The following is a 15,405-nucleotide window of genomic DNA, read 5'->3' on the forward strand; positions in this document are numbered from 1 at the left end:
CCACCTCCACCCCCAAGCCTACGCTAGGGGCGACGCGGCGGAGTGTGACGTGTTCTGTGGTCGCGGTTCAGGCGCTCGCGCGCGGTTCGGTGCCGTTTGTCGGGGCGTGCTGGTTGGGCGCGTGTAGCGGCAGCGGGCGCCGCGCGCCGACCCCTTGGTTCAGCCGGTGAAAGTGGGTAATAGCGTCCTCACCCTGCTCCCAGCAGAGGTAGACCACCTCGGCCCCCAAGCGGCTGGGGAAGTCGACCAAACCGCGCTCGAGGTCCTGGACAAAGACCCCCATGCGGTCGAGCTCCTGCTTCGTGGCGTAAGCCGCCGCCATCACGAACTTGAGCTCCTCGGCCGCCGCCTGGGCGCGCAAGCTCGTAGGGGGGAGCGACTGCAACTCGCTGCGGAGGGCCGCGATGTCGCGCACTGCCCCCTGCAGTTCGCGCAGCTTCTCGTCGACGACGGGCAGCAGGGCGGTCGCTTGCTCTTTGGTGAACAGTTTGTACATGATGACTCCCGTCCTTTCCTTGCGTACCAGTGTACGCCATGATACCGGTTTGCGATGTCACCTTTCACACAAAATCTTAGCGCCCTATTGTCAAGGTTAAGGGAGCGTGAAGGTGATAAGCTGGGGCGGTGACCGACCCGAGCCGCTCTCTTATCCCCCTTGCCGAGCGCGTTCGCCCGCGGCAGCTGCACGAGATCGTTGGGCAGCGCCACCTGCTAGGGCCCGGAAAACCGCTCGCGGTGATGGCCACGGGGCGCCTCCGTTCGCTCCTGCTGTGGGGGCCGCCGGGGGTCGGCAAAACCACGCTGGCGCGGCTTCTAGCCGAGAGCAGCGGGGCGCACTTCGTGGGGCTCTCCGCGGTGACCGCTGGGGTCAAGGAGGTGCGCGCCGTCGCCGCCGAGGCGGCCGAGCGGCGCGCGCAGGGGGGGCAGACGCTCCTCTTTCTGGACGAGGTGCACCGCTTTAACAAGGCGCAGCAGGACCTGCTCTTGCCCTTCGTCGAGGACGGCACCCTGACCTTGATCGGGGCGACCACCGAAAACCCGTCTTTCGAGGTGACCGGCGCGCTCCGCTCGCGCCTGCAGCTTTTTGTCCTGGAGCCCCTGACGCAGGAGGAGGTGCGGACGCTGCTCACGCGCGCGCTTACGCACCCCGAGGGCTTCGGGGGGGCGCTCGAGGTCACCGCGGAGGCGCTCGGCGCGCTCGCGGCGTGGGCGCTCGGCGACGGCCGCCGAGCGCTCGCCGCCCTCGAGGCGGCCGCTGCGTACGCCCACGAGGGGCGTCTGGCGCTCCCCGGTGTGCGCGCCGCCCTGCAGGCCAAGGGGCTCGAGCTCGACAAAGGGGGGGAGCACTTCTACAACCTCACGAGCGCCCTGCATAAAGCCGTGCGCGGCTGCGACCCCGACGCGGCCCTCTACTGGCTCGCGCGCCTGCTCGCGGGCGGCGCCGACCCCCTCTACGTCGCGCGGCGGCTCGTGCGCGTCGCCTCCGAGGACGTGGGGCTGGCTGACCCCAACGCCTTGCGCCTCGCGCTCGCGGCGCGCGACGCCGTGCAGTTTTTGGGCCAACCCGAGGGGGAGCTGGCGCTCGCCGAGGCGGCCGTCTACCTGGCGCTGGCGCCCAAATCGAACGCGGTGTACACCGCCTGGAAGCGGGCGCGCGCGGAAGCCGAGCGCCACGGCGAGGCGCCCGTGCCGCTGCACCTGCGCAACGCCCCGACCGCCACCATGAGAGCGCTCGGTTACGGCGCGGACTACCGCTACCTGTTCGACGACCCGGAGGGGAGCTTTCGCCAGACCTACCTCCCCGAAGGGGTCGCCGGGGGCTACTACACCGCCGACGGTGAGGGTTGGGAGGCGCGGGTGCGCGAGCGCCTGGCGGCTTTTGCCGAGCGGCGCGCGGCGGCGCGGCAGAAAGCGCCAGAGGGCCAGAAAGGAGGGGCGCCGTGACCGCCCCCTTGCCGCCCGTGTTGGTGGTCAACGCGGGCAGTTCGTCTCTCAAGGTCAAGCTGCTGCCGCAGGGCCACGCGTTTCTGGTCGAGCGGATCGGCGGCGACGTCGCGGGGTCCTCGAGCCTGGGCGCGTTGCCCGTCACCGGCGTGCGGGACCACGCGGACGCGCTCCGGGCCTGCTTGGAGCTTTTGGGGGCTTATGTGCCGCTCGCGGAGGTGCGGGCTGTCGGGCACCGCGTGGTCCACGGCGGCGAGCGCTACACCGCGCCCGTGGTGGTCGACGAGGGGGTGCTGGCGGACTTGGAGGGGTTGTCGCACCTCGCGCCGCTGCACAACCCGCCCAACTTAGAGGGCATCCGCGCCGCGCGCGCCCTTCTGGACGTGCCGCAGGTCGCCGTGTTCGACACCGCCTTTCACGCCAGCTTGCCGCCGCACGCCTACCTCTACGGGCTGCCGCGCTCGCTGTACGAGGCGCGTGGCGTGCGCCGCTACGGCTTCCACGGCCCCTCGCACGACTTTGTCACGCGCCGCGCGGCCGAAGTGTTGGGCCGAGCGCGCGCGTCACTCAAGCTCGTCTCGCTCCACCTCGGCAACGGCGCCTCGGCGGCGGCGGTCTCGGGGGGGCGTTCGGTCGACACCACGATGGGGATGACGCCCTTAGCGGGGCTCGTCATGGGGACGCGCGCGGGCGACGTCGACCCGGGGGTGCTGCTCTACCTGCTAGAGGGTGGGATGAGCGTCGCCGAGCTGAGCGAGCTGCTCAACAAACGCTCGGGGCTGCTGGGCCTTTCCGGCGTCTCGAACGACATGCGCGACGTGGCGCGCGCCGCTGCCGAGGGCGACGCGGCGGCCGCCGAAGCGGTGGCGGTGTTTTGCTACCGCGTGCGCCTCGCGGTGGGGGCCCTCACCGCGGCGATGGGCGGCCTCGACGCCGTCATCTTTACGGGGGGCATCGGCCAGCACGACGCGGCGGTGCGGGCGCGGTCGTTAGCGGGGCTCGAGGTGTTGGGCATCGAGCTCGACGCGGCGCGCAACGACGCCCACGAGACGCGCATCAGCGCCGACGGCTCGAGGGTGGCGGTGCTGGTGATCGCCACCGACGAGGAGCGGATGATCGCCGAGGCCGCTGTGGCGGTGTTGGGGCTCGCTTAGCCGCGCCCGCCGGGCCTCTGGGCGACCAACCGTGACGCGCTCGTGGACCGTTCTAGCGCAGCCCGAGAGCCCGCAGGCTCCGCCGCGCGGAGCCGTACGCCTCGTCGCGGCGCCGCGTAAGCCACGTCAGCGCGCCCGGTTGTGGGCGCGACAGCGAGGCGACGAGCGCTTCGGGGGTGGTCCACGGGGTGACCTCGAGGCGCGGTAGCGCGGTGAGGTCGTCGCGCGCCGTGGCGAGGCGGCGCCCGACCGCGCAGGCGGCGCGGTAGCCCGCAGCGCGCACGAGCCGCTGCGTCTCGGCGCGGTGGTGCCCGAAAGGGTAGGCGAAGGTCTCGACGGCCGCGCCCAGCAGCGCCTCGAGGTCGCGCTTGGAGCCTTCGATTTCGTCCCTGGCCGCGCCCTGCGGCAGCTCGTCGAGGTGCGCATGGGTGCGGCTGTGCGCGGCGATCTCGAAGCCGCACGCGTGCAGTCCGGTGAGGTCTCGGGGTCCGAGGACGGCCAGGGCCGCGCCACCCCCCGGCAACCACGCCGCCTTCTTTCCCACGAAGGCGGTCGGGACGAAGATCGTCGCCGGAAAACCGTACTGCATCAACGCTGGCACGGCGTCCTCTAGAAGGTGCTCGAAGGCGTCGTCGAAGGTGATCACCACCGGGCGCTCGGGGGGGTGGGTGCGGTGTAGGAGGTCGCGGAGGGTCATAGGGTGGTAGCCCGCCGCGCAAAGTGCGCCGAGCTGCTCCCGAAAGAGACCGGGGGGGACGAAAAACCGCTCGAGCGCGCTGACGTCGGTGCGGCCCACGCCGTGGTACATGAGGATGGGATACATCGGGGTTCCTTGGGAATGGGGGCGCTCGGGGCGCTACCGTCGGCGCCGCGCCTCGAGGGTGTCGAGCGCGTAGCCGAAAAGGGCGCCGCCGAGGCCGACCGTTCGGAGCAGCAGGCGCTGGGCCGCCCAGCGGTCGCGCTTAAGGAGCCGCGCGGCGTCGCCGGCGAAGGCCTGGGGCAGCACGCGAAGGAGGTAGCGCTGTTCGCTGCGCAGGGCGAGCGCGCTCCGGGTCGCGCGCCGCATCCGCGCCTTTGAACGGCCCTCTCCGAGGCAGCGGCGCCAGAGGTAGGTGGCGCTCAGGCGCGTCTGCGGTACGTGGTGGTGGATCACGGCCGCCGGGTCGTAGATGAAGCGGCCGCCGGGGATCCGCTCCTGGGCCAGGATGCAGAGCTCGGTCTCCTCACAGCCGTAGAGCTCGGTCGCGGTGCGTCCCGTCCCCTCGCGAAAGCCGCCCACGGTGTCGAGCACGCTTTTGCGCACCACCATGCAACCGCCGAAAAGGTTGCGCACCGGACCGGGGCGCTCGGGCAGCCCCGTGTAGGAGCACCCGAGCGCCCACAAAAATTCGGGTGGAAAACCCTGGGCGAGCGCCTCACGCCAGGAGGGTTTGACGTAGCCGCCGGCGCCGAGCACGCGCGGGTCGCTGAACCAGCGGCTGAGCCGCGCGAGCCACTCGGGTTCGGCGACCGCGTCGTCGTCCAAAAAACCCACGAGTTCGCCGCGCGCGAGCGCGCTGCCGGTGTTGCGCGCCCCCGACAACCCCCTACCGTAGCGGTTGGCGACGACCGTGACGCCCGGCCAGGGCTTCTGCTCGAGCCTCGCGAGCAGCTCCGGCGCGTGATCGACCACGACGATGATCTCGAAGGCGCGCTGGCGCTGCTGCAAAAGCGACGCGACGGCGCGCTCGAGCCACTCGAGCCGCTCGGCGGTGTAGGTGCAGATGACCACGGAGGTTCTCAGCGTGCTGGTATCCAAGGGGCTGGTATCGGGGGGGCTGTGGGCGGGCGCGGTGCTGCTTAGCGGTTCCATGGGGGGCGACCCTCCTTCAGGGTGTGGCGCTTACAGAGGCGGTGACGACACCCGCGTAACGGCCGAGGTGCGCGCTACCCGGGAGTGGTCGGAGCTGTCTGAGAGGCTCAGGGGACCCGCGCCCAAACTCGAGTCCCCATCCGGGTGAGCGGCGTGGGGCACGGGCGACTGCAGGGGTCCGTCGGTCCGGAGCGCGCGGCGAGAACGTCTCACGTCCCAACGAGGATAAGGGCTGAGCGTTACGGCGGCGTTCCTGCGCCCCGCCCACGGGGGCGCGGAGGTGCTGATGGGTAAGGAGCTGCCGGAGCGTGCGGTTCGTAGGCTGCTCGGCGCCGCTACGCTCGGGGGCGCCCCCTTTCCGCGACCGCGCGGTTGGGCGTGACGTGGGCGTGAGGGGTGTAGGCAGCGCGCCCGCCCTAGGGGGCGTGATAGCGTACCCCTATGACGAGTACGACCCTCGGCCTCGACCTGGGAGGCACCAAAATCGCCGCCGCGGTGGTTTCGCGAGGTGAGATCCTGAGCCGCACGCAGCTCCCGACCCCGCGCACCGGTTACGAGGCCGTTTTAGGCGCCCTCGAGACGGCCGCGCGGGAGCTCCTCGCGGAGCACCCCGAGGTCGAGCGCGTCGGTCTCGGGTCGCCCGGCCCCCTCGACATCGCCGCGGGGCGGGTGATCTTCGCCCCCAACATCCCGGGGATGGAGCAGGCGCCCGTCGCGCGCGACCTCAGCGCGCGGCTCGGGCTCCCCGTGGTGCTCGAAAACGACGCCAACGCCGCCGGGTACGCCGAACACCTCTACGGCGCGGCGCAGGCGCTCGAGAGCAGCATCTACGTCACCATCTCGACGGGTATCGGCGGCGGCGTGTTCGTCGGCGAGCGCGTGATCCGCGGGGTGCACGGGGTCGCGGGCGAGGTCGGCCACATGACCCTGCTCCCCGGCGGGCCCCTCTGCGGCTGCGGCCAGCACGGTTGCTGGGAGGCGCTCGCGGCGGGGCGGGCGGTCGCGCGCGACGCTTCGCACGCCTACGGCTTTGCGCTCACGACCGCGCAGGTCTTCGACCGCGCCCGGGCGGGGGAGCGCCTGGCGCTGCGCGTCGTGGAGAACGCGGCCTACTACACGGGCCTGGCGCTCGCGAACCTGCTCAAGGCCTTTGAACCGGACGGCTTTGTCATCGGCGGTGGGATGGCGCAGGCAGGGGCGTTTTACCTCGACAAGGTGCAAGCCGCTGCCGACCGCTTTACCGAGGGGTTCCCGAGCGTCAAGCTCTTCCCCGCAGCCCTCGGGACCGACGCCGGGGTGATCGGCGCGGCGAGCGTCGCGGCGCAGCAGCTGTCGCAGAGCACGCCCCTCGCCCCCCTCTAGGTTCTGTTGACACTTTAACGAGCGTAGATGCTAGAAATAGGTATGAGCACGGTAGAACTCAGGCAAGACCAGTGGCGAAAAATCCTCAAGTTTCTACGCGAGCACCCTCGGGTACATGTGGGCAAAGCGCGTAAGTGCAAACGCTTTATCGAGGCTGTGATGTGGATGGACCGCAGCGGCGCACAGTGGCGCTTGTTGCCAGAGAAGTATGGCAGTTGGAACAGCGTCTACAAACGCTTTGACCGCTGGAGCGAGCGGGGAGTCTGGCATGAGATGTTCGAGCATTTTGCCGCCGACCCCGATATGGAAAGCGTAATGATTGACAGCTCAGTGATTCGCGCACATGCTTGTGCTGCGGGCGCACCCAAAGTAAAAGGGGGCAAGAAGCGCAAGCCCTCGGTTACAGCAGAGGTGGGTTCAGCAGCAAGATTCACGTAACCGTCGATGCTTTGGGCAATCCTTTGCGTCTCTTGCTCACGGCAGGTCAAGCGCACGAGGCACCTCACGCTGAGGCCTTGCTGACGGGGTACGAAGCCGACTTCGTTCTTGGCGACAGAGGCTACGACGCCGAACACATCCGCACCACTATCGCCGAGAACGGAGCACAAGCGGTTATTCCACCCAGGTCAAATCGCAAAGACCCCAGCGCGTATGACCCGGAGCTTTACAAAGAACGCCACCTCATCGAATGTTTCATTGGCAAGCTGAAACACTACAGACGTTGCTTCTCGCGCTTCGACAAGCTCGCTCGCAATTACCTCAGTTTCCTCCATTTTGCCTCTACCCTCATCTGGCTACGGTGAAACGTCAACAGAACCTAGCGCCTTAGCGGGTGGTCGCTAAGGGCGCGCGCAAAAGCTGTTCGAGCCCCGCTAGAGGCAGCGGTTTGGAGAGCAGGTGCCCCTGAGCGTAGTCGCACCCGAGCTCCTGGAGGGCGCGGAGCTGTTCGGGGGTCTCGATCCCCTCGGCGACGACCTCGAGCTCGAGGGTTTTGGCCATCGCCACGACGGTGCGCACCAGCTCGGCGCTCTCCGCGCTCTCGGTCATCCGCTCGACAAACGAGCGGTCGATCTTAAGGGTGCTGACCGGTAGGTGCTGCAAGTACGACAGCGACGAGTAGCCCGTACCGAAGTCGTCGAGGTGCAACCCGACGCCGAGGTCACGGAGCTGCGAGAGCACCTGCGCGACTGTCTCCGTCTGGTCCATGAGCGTGCGCTCGGTGATCTCGAGCTTGAGGTCGCTCGCGGCGAAGCCGGGTTGCGCGAACGAGTGGCTCGAGAGGTTGACGCTGAGGGTTATGGGCGGCGCCATCGGGTAGCGCGCCCGCAGCTGGCTGATCTGGGCACACGCGCGCCGCAGCACGAAGCGGTCGAGTTCGGGGATGAGCCCGGCCTCCTCGGCGAGCGGCACGAACACCGCCGGCGACACGGGGCCGCGGAGCGGGTGAGGCCACCGCACGAGCGCCTCGACCCCCACGGTGACGCCCCGCTGCACGGCGATGATGGGTTGGTAGACGACCTCGAGCGCCCCGTAGGCGAGGGTTGCGCGCAGGTCGTGCTCGAGCGCGAGGCGTTCGAGCACCCTGTCGCGCATGGTGGGGGAGAAGAGCCGATACCCCGCGCGCCCCTGCGTCTTTGCCTGATACATGGCGATGTCGGCGTCGCGCAGCACCTCCTCGGGGTGGTCGTAGCCGGTCGCGCTGACGGTCACGCCGATGCTGGCGCTGATCTTGAGGGTGTGTCCGCGCACCGTGAGCGGCGTTTGAAACGCGCGCAGCACCCTTTCGGCGGCCCTGAGCGCTTCGCCCGCGTCGGCGAGGTCGGTGAGGAGGAGGGTGAACTCGTCGCCGCCTAGGCGCGCGACCGTGTCCGAGGGCCGGACGCAGCGGCGCAAGCGCTCGGCGATGGCGCCGAGCAGCGCGTCGCCGACGCCGTGGCCGAACGCGTCGTTGACCGCCTTGAAGCGGTCGAAGTCGAGAGAGAGCACCGCGAAGCCGTTGTCGGGGCGCCGTTTTTCGCGCTCGATCGCCCCGGCGAGCCGGTCGTGAAAGAGCACGCGGTTGGGCAGCCCGGTGAGCGCGTCGTAGAGGGTGCTGCGCTCGAGCGCCGCTTGCGCCGCGACGCGCTCGCTGATGTCGCGCGAGCTGCTGATCAGCTGCACGGTGCGACCCGTCTCGTCGCGCACCGCGCGCACCCGCGTCTCCAACCAGACGTCGCGACCATCCTTGTGCCGCGCGCGGTAGGTGAGCGTGTCGCGTGTGCCCGCGAGCACCTCCCGCAGCGCACCCTGCCGCAGCCTCACGGCGTCGTCCGGGTGCAGCCACGACAAGGGATCGGTGTGTAGCAGCGTCTCAGGGGCGTAGCCGAGGAGCGCCGCGCACGAGGGGCTGACGTAGGCCAAGGGGTCGTTCGGTTCGTGCAGGCACACGACGTCGCCCACGTTCTCGGTGAGCAGCCGAAAGCGCGCCTCGCTCTCCCGAGCGTCGCGTAGCGCCCTCTGCAACCGGTCGATGACCCCCTGGGCAAGGGTGTTAAACGCCCCTGCGATCTCCCCGATGACGTCGTGGCTCGTTACCGGCAGCGGCGCGATCAGGTCGCCGTCGGTCAGCTCCGGCGACCGCAGCACCTCCTCGTGAAGCGCCCGCATCCGCCGCACCACGCACCCGAGTTCGCGCGCGATGACCCGCCCGAAGAGCCGGCAGTTGGCCCAACCGACCAAGAGTCCAGCGGCGAGGCAGAGGGCGAAAAAGGACGGCTCCAGGGCGCGTTCTGTGTCGAGGAGCAGCGCCGCGAAGGGGGGGAAGGCGAGGCCGACGAGGGCGCCGAAACCGAGCGTAGAGGCGTAGAGAAGGCGGAGCACACTTCGCTGGCGCAGGCGGGTCATGACGGGAAGTGTACACGGGGGTGTCTGACGGCGCTCTTACACAGCCCTCCACGTTCGCAAAGGGGTCTAGGTCGCCGCGCTCGGCGCCTCTTTACCCCCGCTGCGGCCCTTTTCAACAAAGTTCTTGATGGACAAAAGCGCTTTTACGAGCCCCTCTTGGATCTGTTCACGGTTAGGGCCCGCTTGGTCAGTTTCACCTGGCGCGCCCCCCTCGCCCGCCGGTGGGCCGCCCGAAAACGACAGGTGCACGGTCATCTGCGCGCCCTCGCCCTGCGCCTCGACCGCCAACCAGCCCGAATAGTGCCCCTCGTCGGCGCCCCACTCGAGGCGGTGACGGGCCGCGTCGCGGCGAAAGTAGCCGTCGGCGTCGTAGGGGTGCCCCCGCGCCTCGCCCTGCACGCGCACTCGTTCGCTCCCCTGCGGCTGCGCGCTCTTGGTCGTCGGCAGGTATTTGGGGAGGTTTTCGACCTTACCGATAAAGGCGAAGACCTCGTCCGGCGACGCCTGGATGGTGGTGCTGTGCTCGAACTCGCTCACGCTGCCTCCCTAAGTGATGCTGAAGCGTACGGTACGCCGAACGCGCGGGGGCTGCTTGGCGTTTACCTACGCGTTTACCTACAAAGGGTAGGGGGCAGGCTCCGGTGGGGTGCTGCCGGCTGCGGGCCAGGGCTACCGGGTTGGGTGGGGTTGGTCGTCCGTGTGGCTCGCTCCAAGTGCCTGGGCGCGGCAAACGTCCGCGCTGTTCGTGCAGGCGCGCCCGACGCTCTCATCACCGGAGGGCCGCGTTTGAAGCGCTAGGGTCGCCACGGCCCGCCGTGGGTGCTCCCCGCCTTATAGGGGCGGCGGGCGCCACCCCCCGAGGGCGCGTTGCAGCTCATACGCCACGGCCAAGGCCACGTCGTCGCGCCAAGGCCGCGCGACCACCTGCACGCCGATGGGCAGCCCCTCCGGTGACGTCCCGGCGCGCACCACGGCGCAGGGGTAGCCCGTCAGGCTGTAGGGCAGGGTGTAGGGGATGCCGCCCTCCGGCTCGCCGTGCGGGGCGGCGGGCCTTTCGGCGGCGGGGGTGAGGATGACGTCGAAGCGCGCCATAAAGCCGATCAGCGCGCGGCGCAGGCGGTCCCACGCGAAGAGGTGGCGCTCGACCGCCTCGCTGGAGAGCGTCGCCTCGCCGTCGGGTTCCCACCGCTCCCACGATTCGGATTCGGGCCGCCGCCAGTAGTCGCGGGTGATGGCGTAGGCTTCTTCGACGCGGGGCGGGATACGCTCCTCGACGTCGAGGCCCGCCCCTGCGAGCGCTTCCGCCGCCCGGCGGACGGCTGCAGCGGTCTCAGGGGTCGGCGACGCGCCCTCGTGTTCGGTGTAAACGGCGACGCGCAGCTCCGGTAGGGTGACCTCGAGCGGGTCTCCAAGCGGCACCGGCAGGGCGCTCGCGTCGCGCCAATCGGGGCCGCTCAAGATGGGCAGCGCGAGCGCCAAATCTTCCACAAAGCGGGCCATCGGGCCGACCGCGGTGCGTGGGTCGTTCATCGCGCTGATTCTGGGCAGGTGCCCGGTCAGCGGCACGCGCCCGGTGGTCGGTTTAAGGCCGGCGATCCCGCAGTTGTGCGCGGGTTGGCGGATGCTCCCGCCCGAATCGCTGCCCAACCCGAGGGGCGACCCGCCCGCTGCAATCAGGGCGGCTTCCCCGCTGCTGCTGCCCGCCGGGGAGTAGCCGAGCTTGTAGGGGTTATGGGTCCGCCCGTAGACCGGGTTTTGGGCCATCACGTTCGTCTTGCCGAGCAGCACCGCGCCCGCCGCGCGCAGGCGGGCGACGGCCGTGGCGTCCTCTTTAGGCACGTGTCGGCGGTAGCGCTCGTCGCCCGCCGTGCAGACCACCCCGGCGGTCTCGAGCCAGTCCTTGACGGTAAACGGCACCCCGTGAAGCGGCCCCAGTACGGTTCCGCGCGCGAGCCTCTGGTCCGCTCGGCGCGCTTCCTCGAGCGCCGCATCGGCGAGGAGCTGCACGACGGCGTTAAGAGAGGGGTTGACGGCCGCAATACGTTCTAGGTGGGCGCGCACGACGGTCTCGGAGGTGACCTGCCCGGTGCGGATGATTTCGGCCAGCTTCGTCGCGGAGGCTGTCGTGAGGTCGGTTGGGTTCATCAGTTCTCCTAGAAGTGCGGGCGGCGCCCTACCCCTGGAGGAGGTCCGGTTGCCCCCGTTGTCCGTTTCGGCGCGCGCTCAGCTCAGTCTGCCGCGTTATGATAAGCGAGGACGCGAAAGGAGATCGCATGACCACACCGCCCGAGCCAGAAGGGCCAAACGCACAGGGACCAAGCGTGCCGGGGCCGAACCACGACGCGAGCGCGCCGGAAACCGAAGGGGCGACCGGCGCCCAACGGCAGAAGCGCACCTGGGTCGAGGAGGTCGAGGTCGCCGGCAACCAACTCGTCGACCGCATCAAGGAGCTCGTCCAAGACAGCACCACGAAGCGCGTCATCCTCCGCACCCAAGACGGGTTCGAGCTCATCAGCGTGCCGCTCACCGTCGGGGTCGTCGCGGGGGGGATCTTGACGCTCGCGGCGCCGCTCTTGGCCGCGCTGGGGGCGATCGCCGCGCTCGTCTCCAAAGTCAAGCTCGAGGTCATCCGCGAGGAGGAGGGCCCCGGCGACCCGCCCCCCCCGACCCCGCAACCCTAAGCACCAGCCCCAAACCCCACCTCCAAGCACACGGGCCGCCCTACCGCTACACCTTAAGTGGTAGGGCGGCGCCGCGCTTTGGGGGGCGAAGCGTGGCGCCGCGCGCCCTACACTAAGGGGATCAACGCGTCACGCGCTAGCCTAACGCTGACCTGCCGGGAGGAGCGAGCTATGAGAAGCCACCAGGGCACCCGCGTGTTGGTCGTGTACGGGACGACCGAAGGCCACACCCGCGACGTCGCTGCGCGCGTCGCCGACACCCTCCGGGGGGAGGGGGCGTTCGTCAAACTCGCCGCAGCCGCCGAGGCGGGGGAGCTGCTCGCGCGCGGCGGTTGGGACGCGCTCATCCTCGGCGCTTCGGTCCACCAGGGGCAGCACCAGACGAGCGTGGTGGACTTTGCCAAGGCGCACGCCGAGGCGCTCGCAGAGCTGCCGACCGCCTTTTTCTCGGTGTGCCTCTCCGCCGCCGTGCACCACCCCGACAAGCAGCGCGAGGCGCAGGGCTACATCACGGCCTTTGTGGAGGACACCGGCCTCAAGCCGCTCGTCACCGCGAGCTTCGCCGGCGCGCTGCGGCACGCCCGCTACGACTACTTTAAGCGCCTGGTGCTCGAGCTCTTGGACTATCAGCTGGGCGGCGGTACGGTGACCAGCGAGGACGTGGTCTACACCGACTGGGACCGGGTCGAGGCGTTCGCCAAGGGCTTTTTGGCGCAGGCGCTCGCCGCGCCCAGGGCGCCGCTCTCGGCCTAAACGCCGGCCGCTCGGCCGCGCGCCTTTGGAGCGTCGGGCAGCGCGGCTTCGGCTAAAAACTCGAGCACCAGCCGGTTAAAGGCCGCCGCGCGCTCGAGCTGCGGCGCGTGTCCCGTGTTTCTGAACAAGTGGGTCCGCGCGTGCGGGTAGAGCCGCCGCACCCGCTGAAGGTGCCGCACCGGCAGGATGCGGTCGCGCTCGCCCCACACCACCAGCATCGGTACCGGGTGGGCGGCGAGGCGCTGCGCGAGCTCGCGGCGCCACGCGGCGCGCACCCCGAGGGGCGAGCCGAACGCGCGCAGGGCGCGCAGCAGCGCCCGTTTGGCGCCGGGTCGCCGAACGAGCTCGAGGGTCTCGCGCACGCGCGCGCGCGTCGCAAACCGCGGGTCGTAGAAGATGCAGCGCAGGGCGATCTCGGCGGCGAGCCGGTCGAGGGCGAGGCACAGCTCGCCGACGCCGGGCAGCGCCAGCAGGCGCAGCAGCCAGAGGAGCCCGCGGCCAAAGCCCGCAGAGCCCGCGAGCACGAGTTTGGCGACGCGCTCCGGGTAGTCGGCCGCGAAGCGCAGCGCGACGGCGCCGCCGAGCGAGTTGCCGATCACAGCGAGCGGCCGGTGCTCCCCGACCGCGTCCAAAAATGCCTTGGCAAAGTGCGCAAAGTCGCCCAGAGCGGCGTACGCGTCGCGCGACGCGGCGTTAAACTGCGCGAGGTCGAGGGCGTAGACGCGGTGGTGCGCCCCCAGCGGCGCTAGCGTCGCGGACCAGTCCTCGAGGCTGCGGCTGAGGCCGTGCAGCAGCAGCACGGGCGACCCCTCGCCGAGGGCGAGGTAGCGGGTGCGGTGGCCGAGCACGTCCGCAAAGCGCGCGGGCACCGCGAGGCTCGGGCGTGGCCGGTCAAGGGTGCGGGAAGGCCCCTTCATAAGCCCCAATCATACGGTCCATAAGGGCGTCCATGCGCGCATCGACGCGCCCCCGCGCGGGGTCGGCGTCAAACCAGGCGATGATCTCCTCGGCGCCCCTGGCAAACGGCACCGTCGCCCGGTACTCGGGCACGGCGCGCTTGATCTTGGTGTTGTCGAAGACCATGCTGTGCGCTTTGTCCCCCAGGAGCCCGGCACCCCACTCGGCGTCAAAAGCGGCGATCAGCTCCGAGGGCAGGTGCACGACCCGCGCCTCGGTCCCCGCCGCGCGCGCCACGAGGTCAACGATCTGGTTCCAGGTGAGGACCTCGTCCGAGGTGATGTGAAACGCCTCGCCGAGCGCCTGTGGGTTGCCGAGGAGCCCGACGAAGCCGAGCGCGAAGTCGCGGTGGTGGGTCAGCGTCCAGAGGGAGGTGCCGTCGCCGTGGACGATCACCTTCGCGCCGCGGCGCATCCGGTCGAGAACGGTGTAGCCGCCGTCGAAGGGTAGGAGCGTCCGGTCGTAGGTGTGCGACGGCCGGACGATGGTCATGGGGAAGCCCTCGTCGCGGTAGGCCTGTGTGAGACGTTCCTCGCAGGCGATCTTGCCCTGCGCGTAGCGCCAGTAGGGGTTGCGGAGCGGGGTCGACTCGGTGATTGGCAGGCGCTGCGGCGGCGTCTGGTACGCCGAGGCCGAGCTGATAAAGACGTACTGCCGGGTGCGGTCCCGAAAGAGCGCCAGGTCGGCCTCGAGGTGTTCGGGGGTAAAGGCGATCCAGTTGACCACCGCGTCGAAGACCCGAAACCCCAAGCCGCCGAGCGCCGCCTCGACGGAGGCCGGGTCGCGAACGTCGCCTTGCAGCAGCGTCGCGCCCTCTGGGACGGGCCGCGCCGTCCGGCCGCGGTTCAGCACGTAGAGCTCGACGCCGCGCTCGGCGGCGAGCTGCGAACAAGCCGAGCTGATGACGCCGGTACCGCCGAGGAACAGAACCCTCACGAACCCCCCTCCGCGCGCTTCACGCTAGCTCCCCTGCCGCACGGGGCGTAAGCTGCGCCGTCAGCCACGCGGTGAGCGCGTCTAGGTCCGCTAGCACGAAGTCCGGTTGCACCTCGGAGCGCGCTAAGTCCTCGTGGCGGGTGATCCCGGTGAGCACGAGCGCGGTCTTGAGCCCCGCCGCCTGCGCCCCGACGACGTCGGTGTCCAGGCGGTCGCCGACCATCAGCGCCCGCTCGGGGGGGACGCGGAGGCGGCGCAGCGCCTCGTCGAACAGCGCCCGGTGGGGTTTGCCGACCACCGTGGGCGGCGTGCCCGTCGCCTGCGTGATAACGCTCAAGACGGCCCCCGCCCCCGGCAGCGGCCCCCGTTCGGACGGGTAGGTGCGGTCGCCGTTGGTGGCGACGAAGGCCGCCCCCCCCCGGACGAGCAAGCTGGCGGTCGCGAGCAGCTCGTAGGAGAGGTTGTGCGTGGTGAGCCCCCCGACGACTACCGGCGGCGAGGCGCCGGCGCGCACCTCGTCGGGCCCGACGACGTCAAAACCCGCCTCTAGGAGCGCTTCGTGAAGCCCCCGCTCGCCGACGGCGTAGACGGGGGTGCCCGCGGGGAAGCGCTCCCGCAAGTACCCGACGGCGGCGCCCGGCGAGGTGAGGATCTGCTCGGGCGCCACCGTCACGCCGAAGCGCTGCAGCTTCGCTTCGTACTGCGCGGGCGTTTTGGTGGCGTTGTTGGTCGCCAGCACGAAGGGCAGCTGCAGCGCCCAGAGCGTGCGAAACAGCTCCTGAAGTCCGGGCAGGGGCGTCTCGCCGTGCCAGAGCACCCCGTCCATGTCCAGGATGATCCCTGAGATGGTCATGGGGGAGTTTACCCCGTTTACCTTGGGCGC

At 70.2% G+C, this 15,405-nt stretch carries 14 protein-coding genes and 1 pseudogene; 6 read left to right on the forward strand and 9 right to left on the reverse strand.

Annotation, left to right across the window (positions count from 1 at the left end):
* Positions 1 to 67: 67 nt before the first annotated feature.
* Positions 68 to 496: a DUF2203 domain-containing protein gene (locus TRAD_RS07280; protein ID WP_013177959.1), complete on the reverse strand. Its 429-nt coding sequence runs from the start codon at positions 494 to 496 to the stop codon at positions 68 to 70.
* Positions 497 to 624: 128 nt separating this feature from the next.
* Here TRAD_RS07280 and TRAD_RS07285 point away from each other — a divergent pair, with 128 nt between their 5' ends.
* Positions 625 to 1,944, forward strand: coding sequence for a replication-associated recombination protein A (locus TRAD_RS07285; RefSeq protein WP_013177960.1), 1,320 nt, complete (start codon positions 625 to 627; stop codon positions 1,942 to 1,944).
* Between the two features lie 8 nt (positions 1,945 to 1,952).
* Positions 1,953 to 3,098, forward strand: a complete 1,146-nt coding sequence (locus TRAD_RS07290) for an acetate/propionate family kinase (protein ID WP_041947747.1) — start codon at positions 1,953 to 1,955, stop codon at positions 3,096 to 3,098.
* Between the two features lie 52 nt (positions 3,099 to 3,150).
* On the opposite strand, the gene TRAD_RS07295 is transcribed toward TRAD_RS07290, so the two are convergent.
* Together TRAD_RS07295 and TRAD_RS07300 are read right to left on the reverse strand one after the other, a co-directional pair.
* A complete protein-coding gene (locus tag TRAD_RS07295; protein WP_013177962.1) occupies positions 3,151 to 3,921 on the reverse strand; it encodes a polysaccharide deacetylase family protein in 771 nt (256 codons plus the stop codon).
* A gap of 33 nt (positions 3,922 to 3,954) precedes the next feature.
* Positions 3,955 to 4,950: a glycosyltransferase family 2 protein gene (locus TRAD_RS07300; protein ID WP_013177963.1), complete on the reverse strand. Its 996-nt coding sequence runs from the start codon at positions 4,948 to 4,950 to the stop codon at positions 3,955 to 3,957.
* Between the two features lie 441 nt (positions 4,951 to 5,391).
* Between TRAD_RS07300 and TRAD_RS07305 the strand changes: the two genes are divergently transcribed.
* Complete coding sequence (locus TRAD_RS07305; RefSeq protein ID WP_013177964.1) at positions 5,392 to 6,312, forward strand: ROK family protein; 921 nt, start codon at positions 5,392 to 5,394, stop codon at positions 6,310 to 6,312.
* A gap of 42 nt (positions 6,313 to 6,354) precedes the next feature.
* Positions 6,355 to 7,115 (forward strand): annotated as a pseudogene (locus TRAD_RS15690) (IS5 family transposase).
* A gap of 22 nt (positions 7,116 to 7,137) precedes the next feature.
* On the opposite strand, the gene TRAD_RS16725 reads toward TRAD_RS15690, so the two are convergent.
* The 3 genes from TRAD_RS16725 to TRAD_RS07320 form a co-directional block, all read right to left on the reverse strand.
* Entirely contained in the window at positions 7,138 to 9,195 is a 2,058-nt protein-coding gene (locus TRAD_RS16725) for a putative bifunctional diguanylate cyclase/phosphodiesterase (protein ID WP_013177965.1), read from the reverse strand.
* 66 nt (positions 9,196 to 9,261) lie between these two features.
* Positions 9,262 to 9,732 carry an SRPBCC family protein gene (locus TRAD_RS07315; RefSeq protein ID WP_013177966.1) on the reverse strand — a complete coding sequence of 157 codons (471 nt, stop codon included), beginning with the start codon at positions 9,730 to 9,732 and terminating at the stop codon, positions 9,262 to 9,264.
* A 294-nt stretch (positions 9,733 to 10,026) separates the two neighbouring features.
* Positions 10,027 to 11,340 carry an amidase gene (locus tag TRAD_RS07320; protein WP_013177967.1) on the reverse strand — a complete coding sequence of 438 codons (1,314 nt, stop codon included), beginning with the start codon at positions 11,338 to 11,340 and terminating at the stop codon, positions 10,027 to 10,029.
* A gap of 128 nt (positions 11,341 to 11,468) precedes the next feature.
* Here TRAD_RS07320 and TRAD_RS07325 point away from each other — a divergent pair, with 128 nt between their 5' ends.
* On the forward strand, positions 11,469 to 11,876 hold the full coding sequence (locus TRAD_RS07325) for a DUF4342 domain-containing protein (RefSeq protein WP_013177968.1): 408 nt from the start codon (positions 11,469 to 11,471) through the stop codon (positions 11,874 to 11,876).
* Positions 11,877 to 12,047: 171 nt separating this feature from the next.
* Positions 12,048 to 12,629: a flavodoxin domain-containing protein gene (locus tag TRAD_RS07330; protein WP_013177969.1), complete on the forward strand. Its 582-nt coding sequence runs from the start codon at positions 12,048 to 12,050 to the stop codon at positions 12,627 to 12,629.
* Here TRAD_RS07330 and TRAD_RS07335 read toward each other — a convergent pair.
* Genes TRAD_RS07335 through TRAD_RS07345 form a run of 3 tightly spaced genes read right to left on the reverse strand, consistent with a single transcriptional unit; the run spans position 12,626 to position 15,375 of the window.
* Positions 12,626 to 13,546 (reverse strand): alpha/beta fold hydrolase, encoded by a 921-nt coding sequence (locus tag TRAD_RS07335; protein ID WP_049773010.1) that lies wholly within the window; start codon positions 13,544 to 13,546, stop codon positions 12,626 to 12,628. The two genes, TRAD_RS07330 and TRAD_RS07335, sit on opposite strands and share 4 nt — an antisense overlap.
* Positions 13,521 to 14,522, reverse strand: coding sequence for an SDR family oxidoreductase (locus TRAD_RS07340; protein ID WP_013177971.1), 1,002 nt, complete (start codon positions 14,520 to 14,522; stop codon positions 13,521 to 13,523). Before TRAD_RS07340 ends, TRAD_RS07335 begins: the two co-directional genes overlap by 26 nt.
* Before the next feature lie 19 nt (positions 14,523 to 14,541).
* Positions 14,542 to 15,375 (reverse strand): HAD-IIA family hydrolase, encoded by an 834-nt coding sequence (locus tag TRAD_RS07345; protein WP_013177972.1) that lies wholly within the window; start codon positions 15,373 to 15,375, stop codon positions 14,542 to 14,544.
* Between the last annotated feature and the right edge of the window lie 30 nt (positions 15,376 to 15,405).

Source organism: Truepera radiovictrix DSM 17093, assembly GCF_000092425.1.
GTDB classification, from domain to species: domain Bacteria; phylum Deinococcota; class Deinococci; order Deinococcales; family Trueperaceae; genus Truepera; species Truepera radiovictrix.

What these genes read in the sequence shown, in the direction of transcription:
- TRAD_RS07330 (WP_013177969.1), top strand. Translation starts at nt 12,048, where the DNA reads ATGAGAAGCCACCAGGGCACCCGCGTGTTGGTCGTGTACGGGACGACC.
- TRAD_RS07320 (WP_013177967.1), bottom strand. Translation starts at nt 11,340, where the DNA reads ATGAACCCAACCGACCTCACGACAGCCTCCGCGACGAAGCTGGCCGAA.
- TRAD_RS16725 (WP_013177965.1), bottom strand. Translation starts at nt 9,195, where the DNA reads ATGACCCGCCTGCGCCAGCGAAGTGTGCTCCGCCTTCTCTACGCCTCT.
- TRAD_RS07345 (WP_013177972.1), bottom strand. Translation starts at nt 15,375, where the DNA reads ATGACCATCTCAGGGATCATCCTGGACATGGACGGGGTGCTCTGGCAC.
- TRAD_RS07295 (WP_013177962.1), bottom strand. Translation starts at nt 3,921, where the DNA reads ATGTATCCCATCCTCATGTACCACGGCGTGGGCCGCACCGACGTCAGC.
- TRAD_RS07305 (WP_013177964.1), top strand. Translation starts at nt 5,392, where the DNA reads ATGACGAGTACGACCCTCGGCCTCGACCTGGGAGGCACCAAAATCGCC.
- TRAD_RS07280 (WP_013177959.1), bottom strand. Translation starts at nt 496, where the DNA reads ATGTACAAACTGTTCACCAAAGAGCAAGCGACCGCCCTGCTGCCCGTC.
- TRAD_RS07325 (WP_013177968.1), top strand. Translation starts at nt 11,469, where the DNA reads ATGACCACACCGCCCGAGCCAGAAGGGCCAAACGCACAGGGACCAAGC.
- TRAD_RS07335 (WP_049773010.1), bottom strand. Translation starts at nt 13,546, where the DNA reads ATGAAGGGGCCTTCCCGCACCCTTGACCGGCCACGCCCGAGCCTCGCG.
- TRAD_RS07300 (WP_013177963.1), bottom strand. Translation starts at nt 4,950, where the DNA reads ATGGAACCGCTAAGCAGCACCGCGCCCGCCCACAGCCCCCCCGATACC.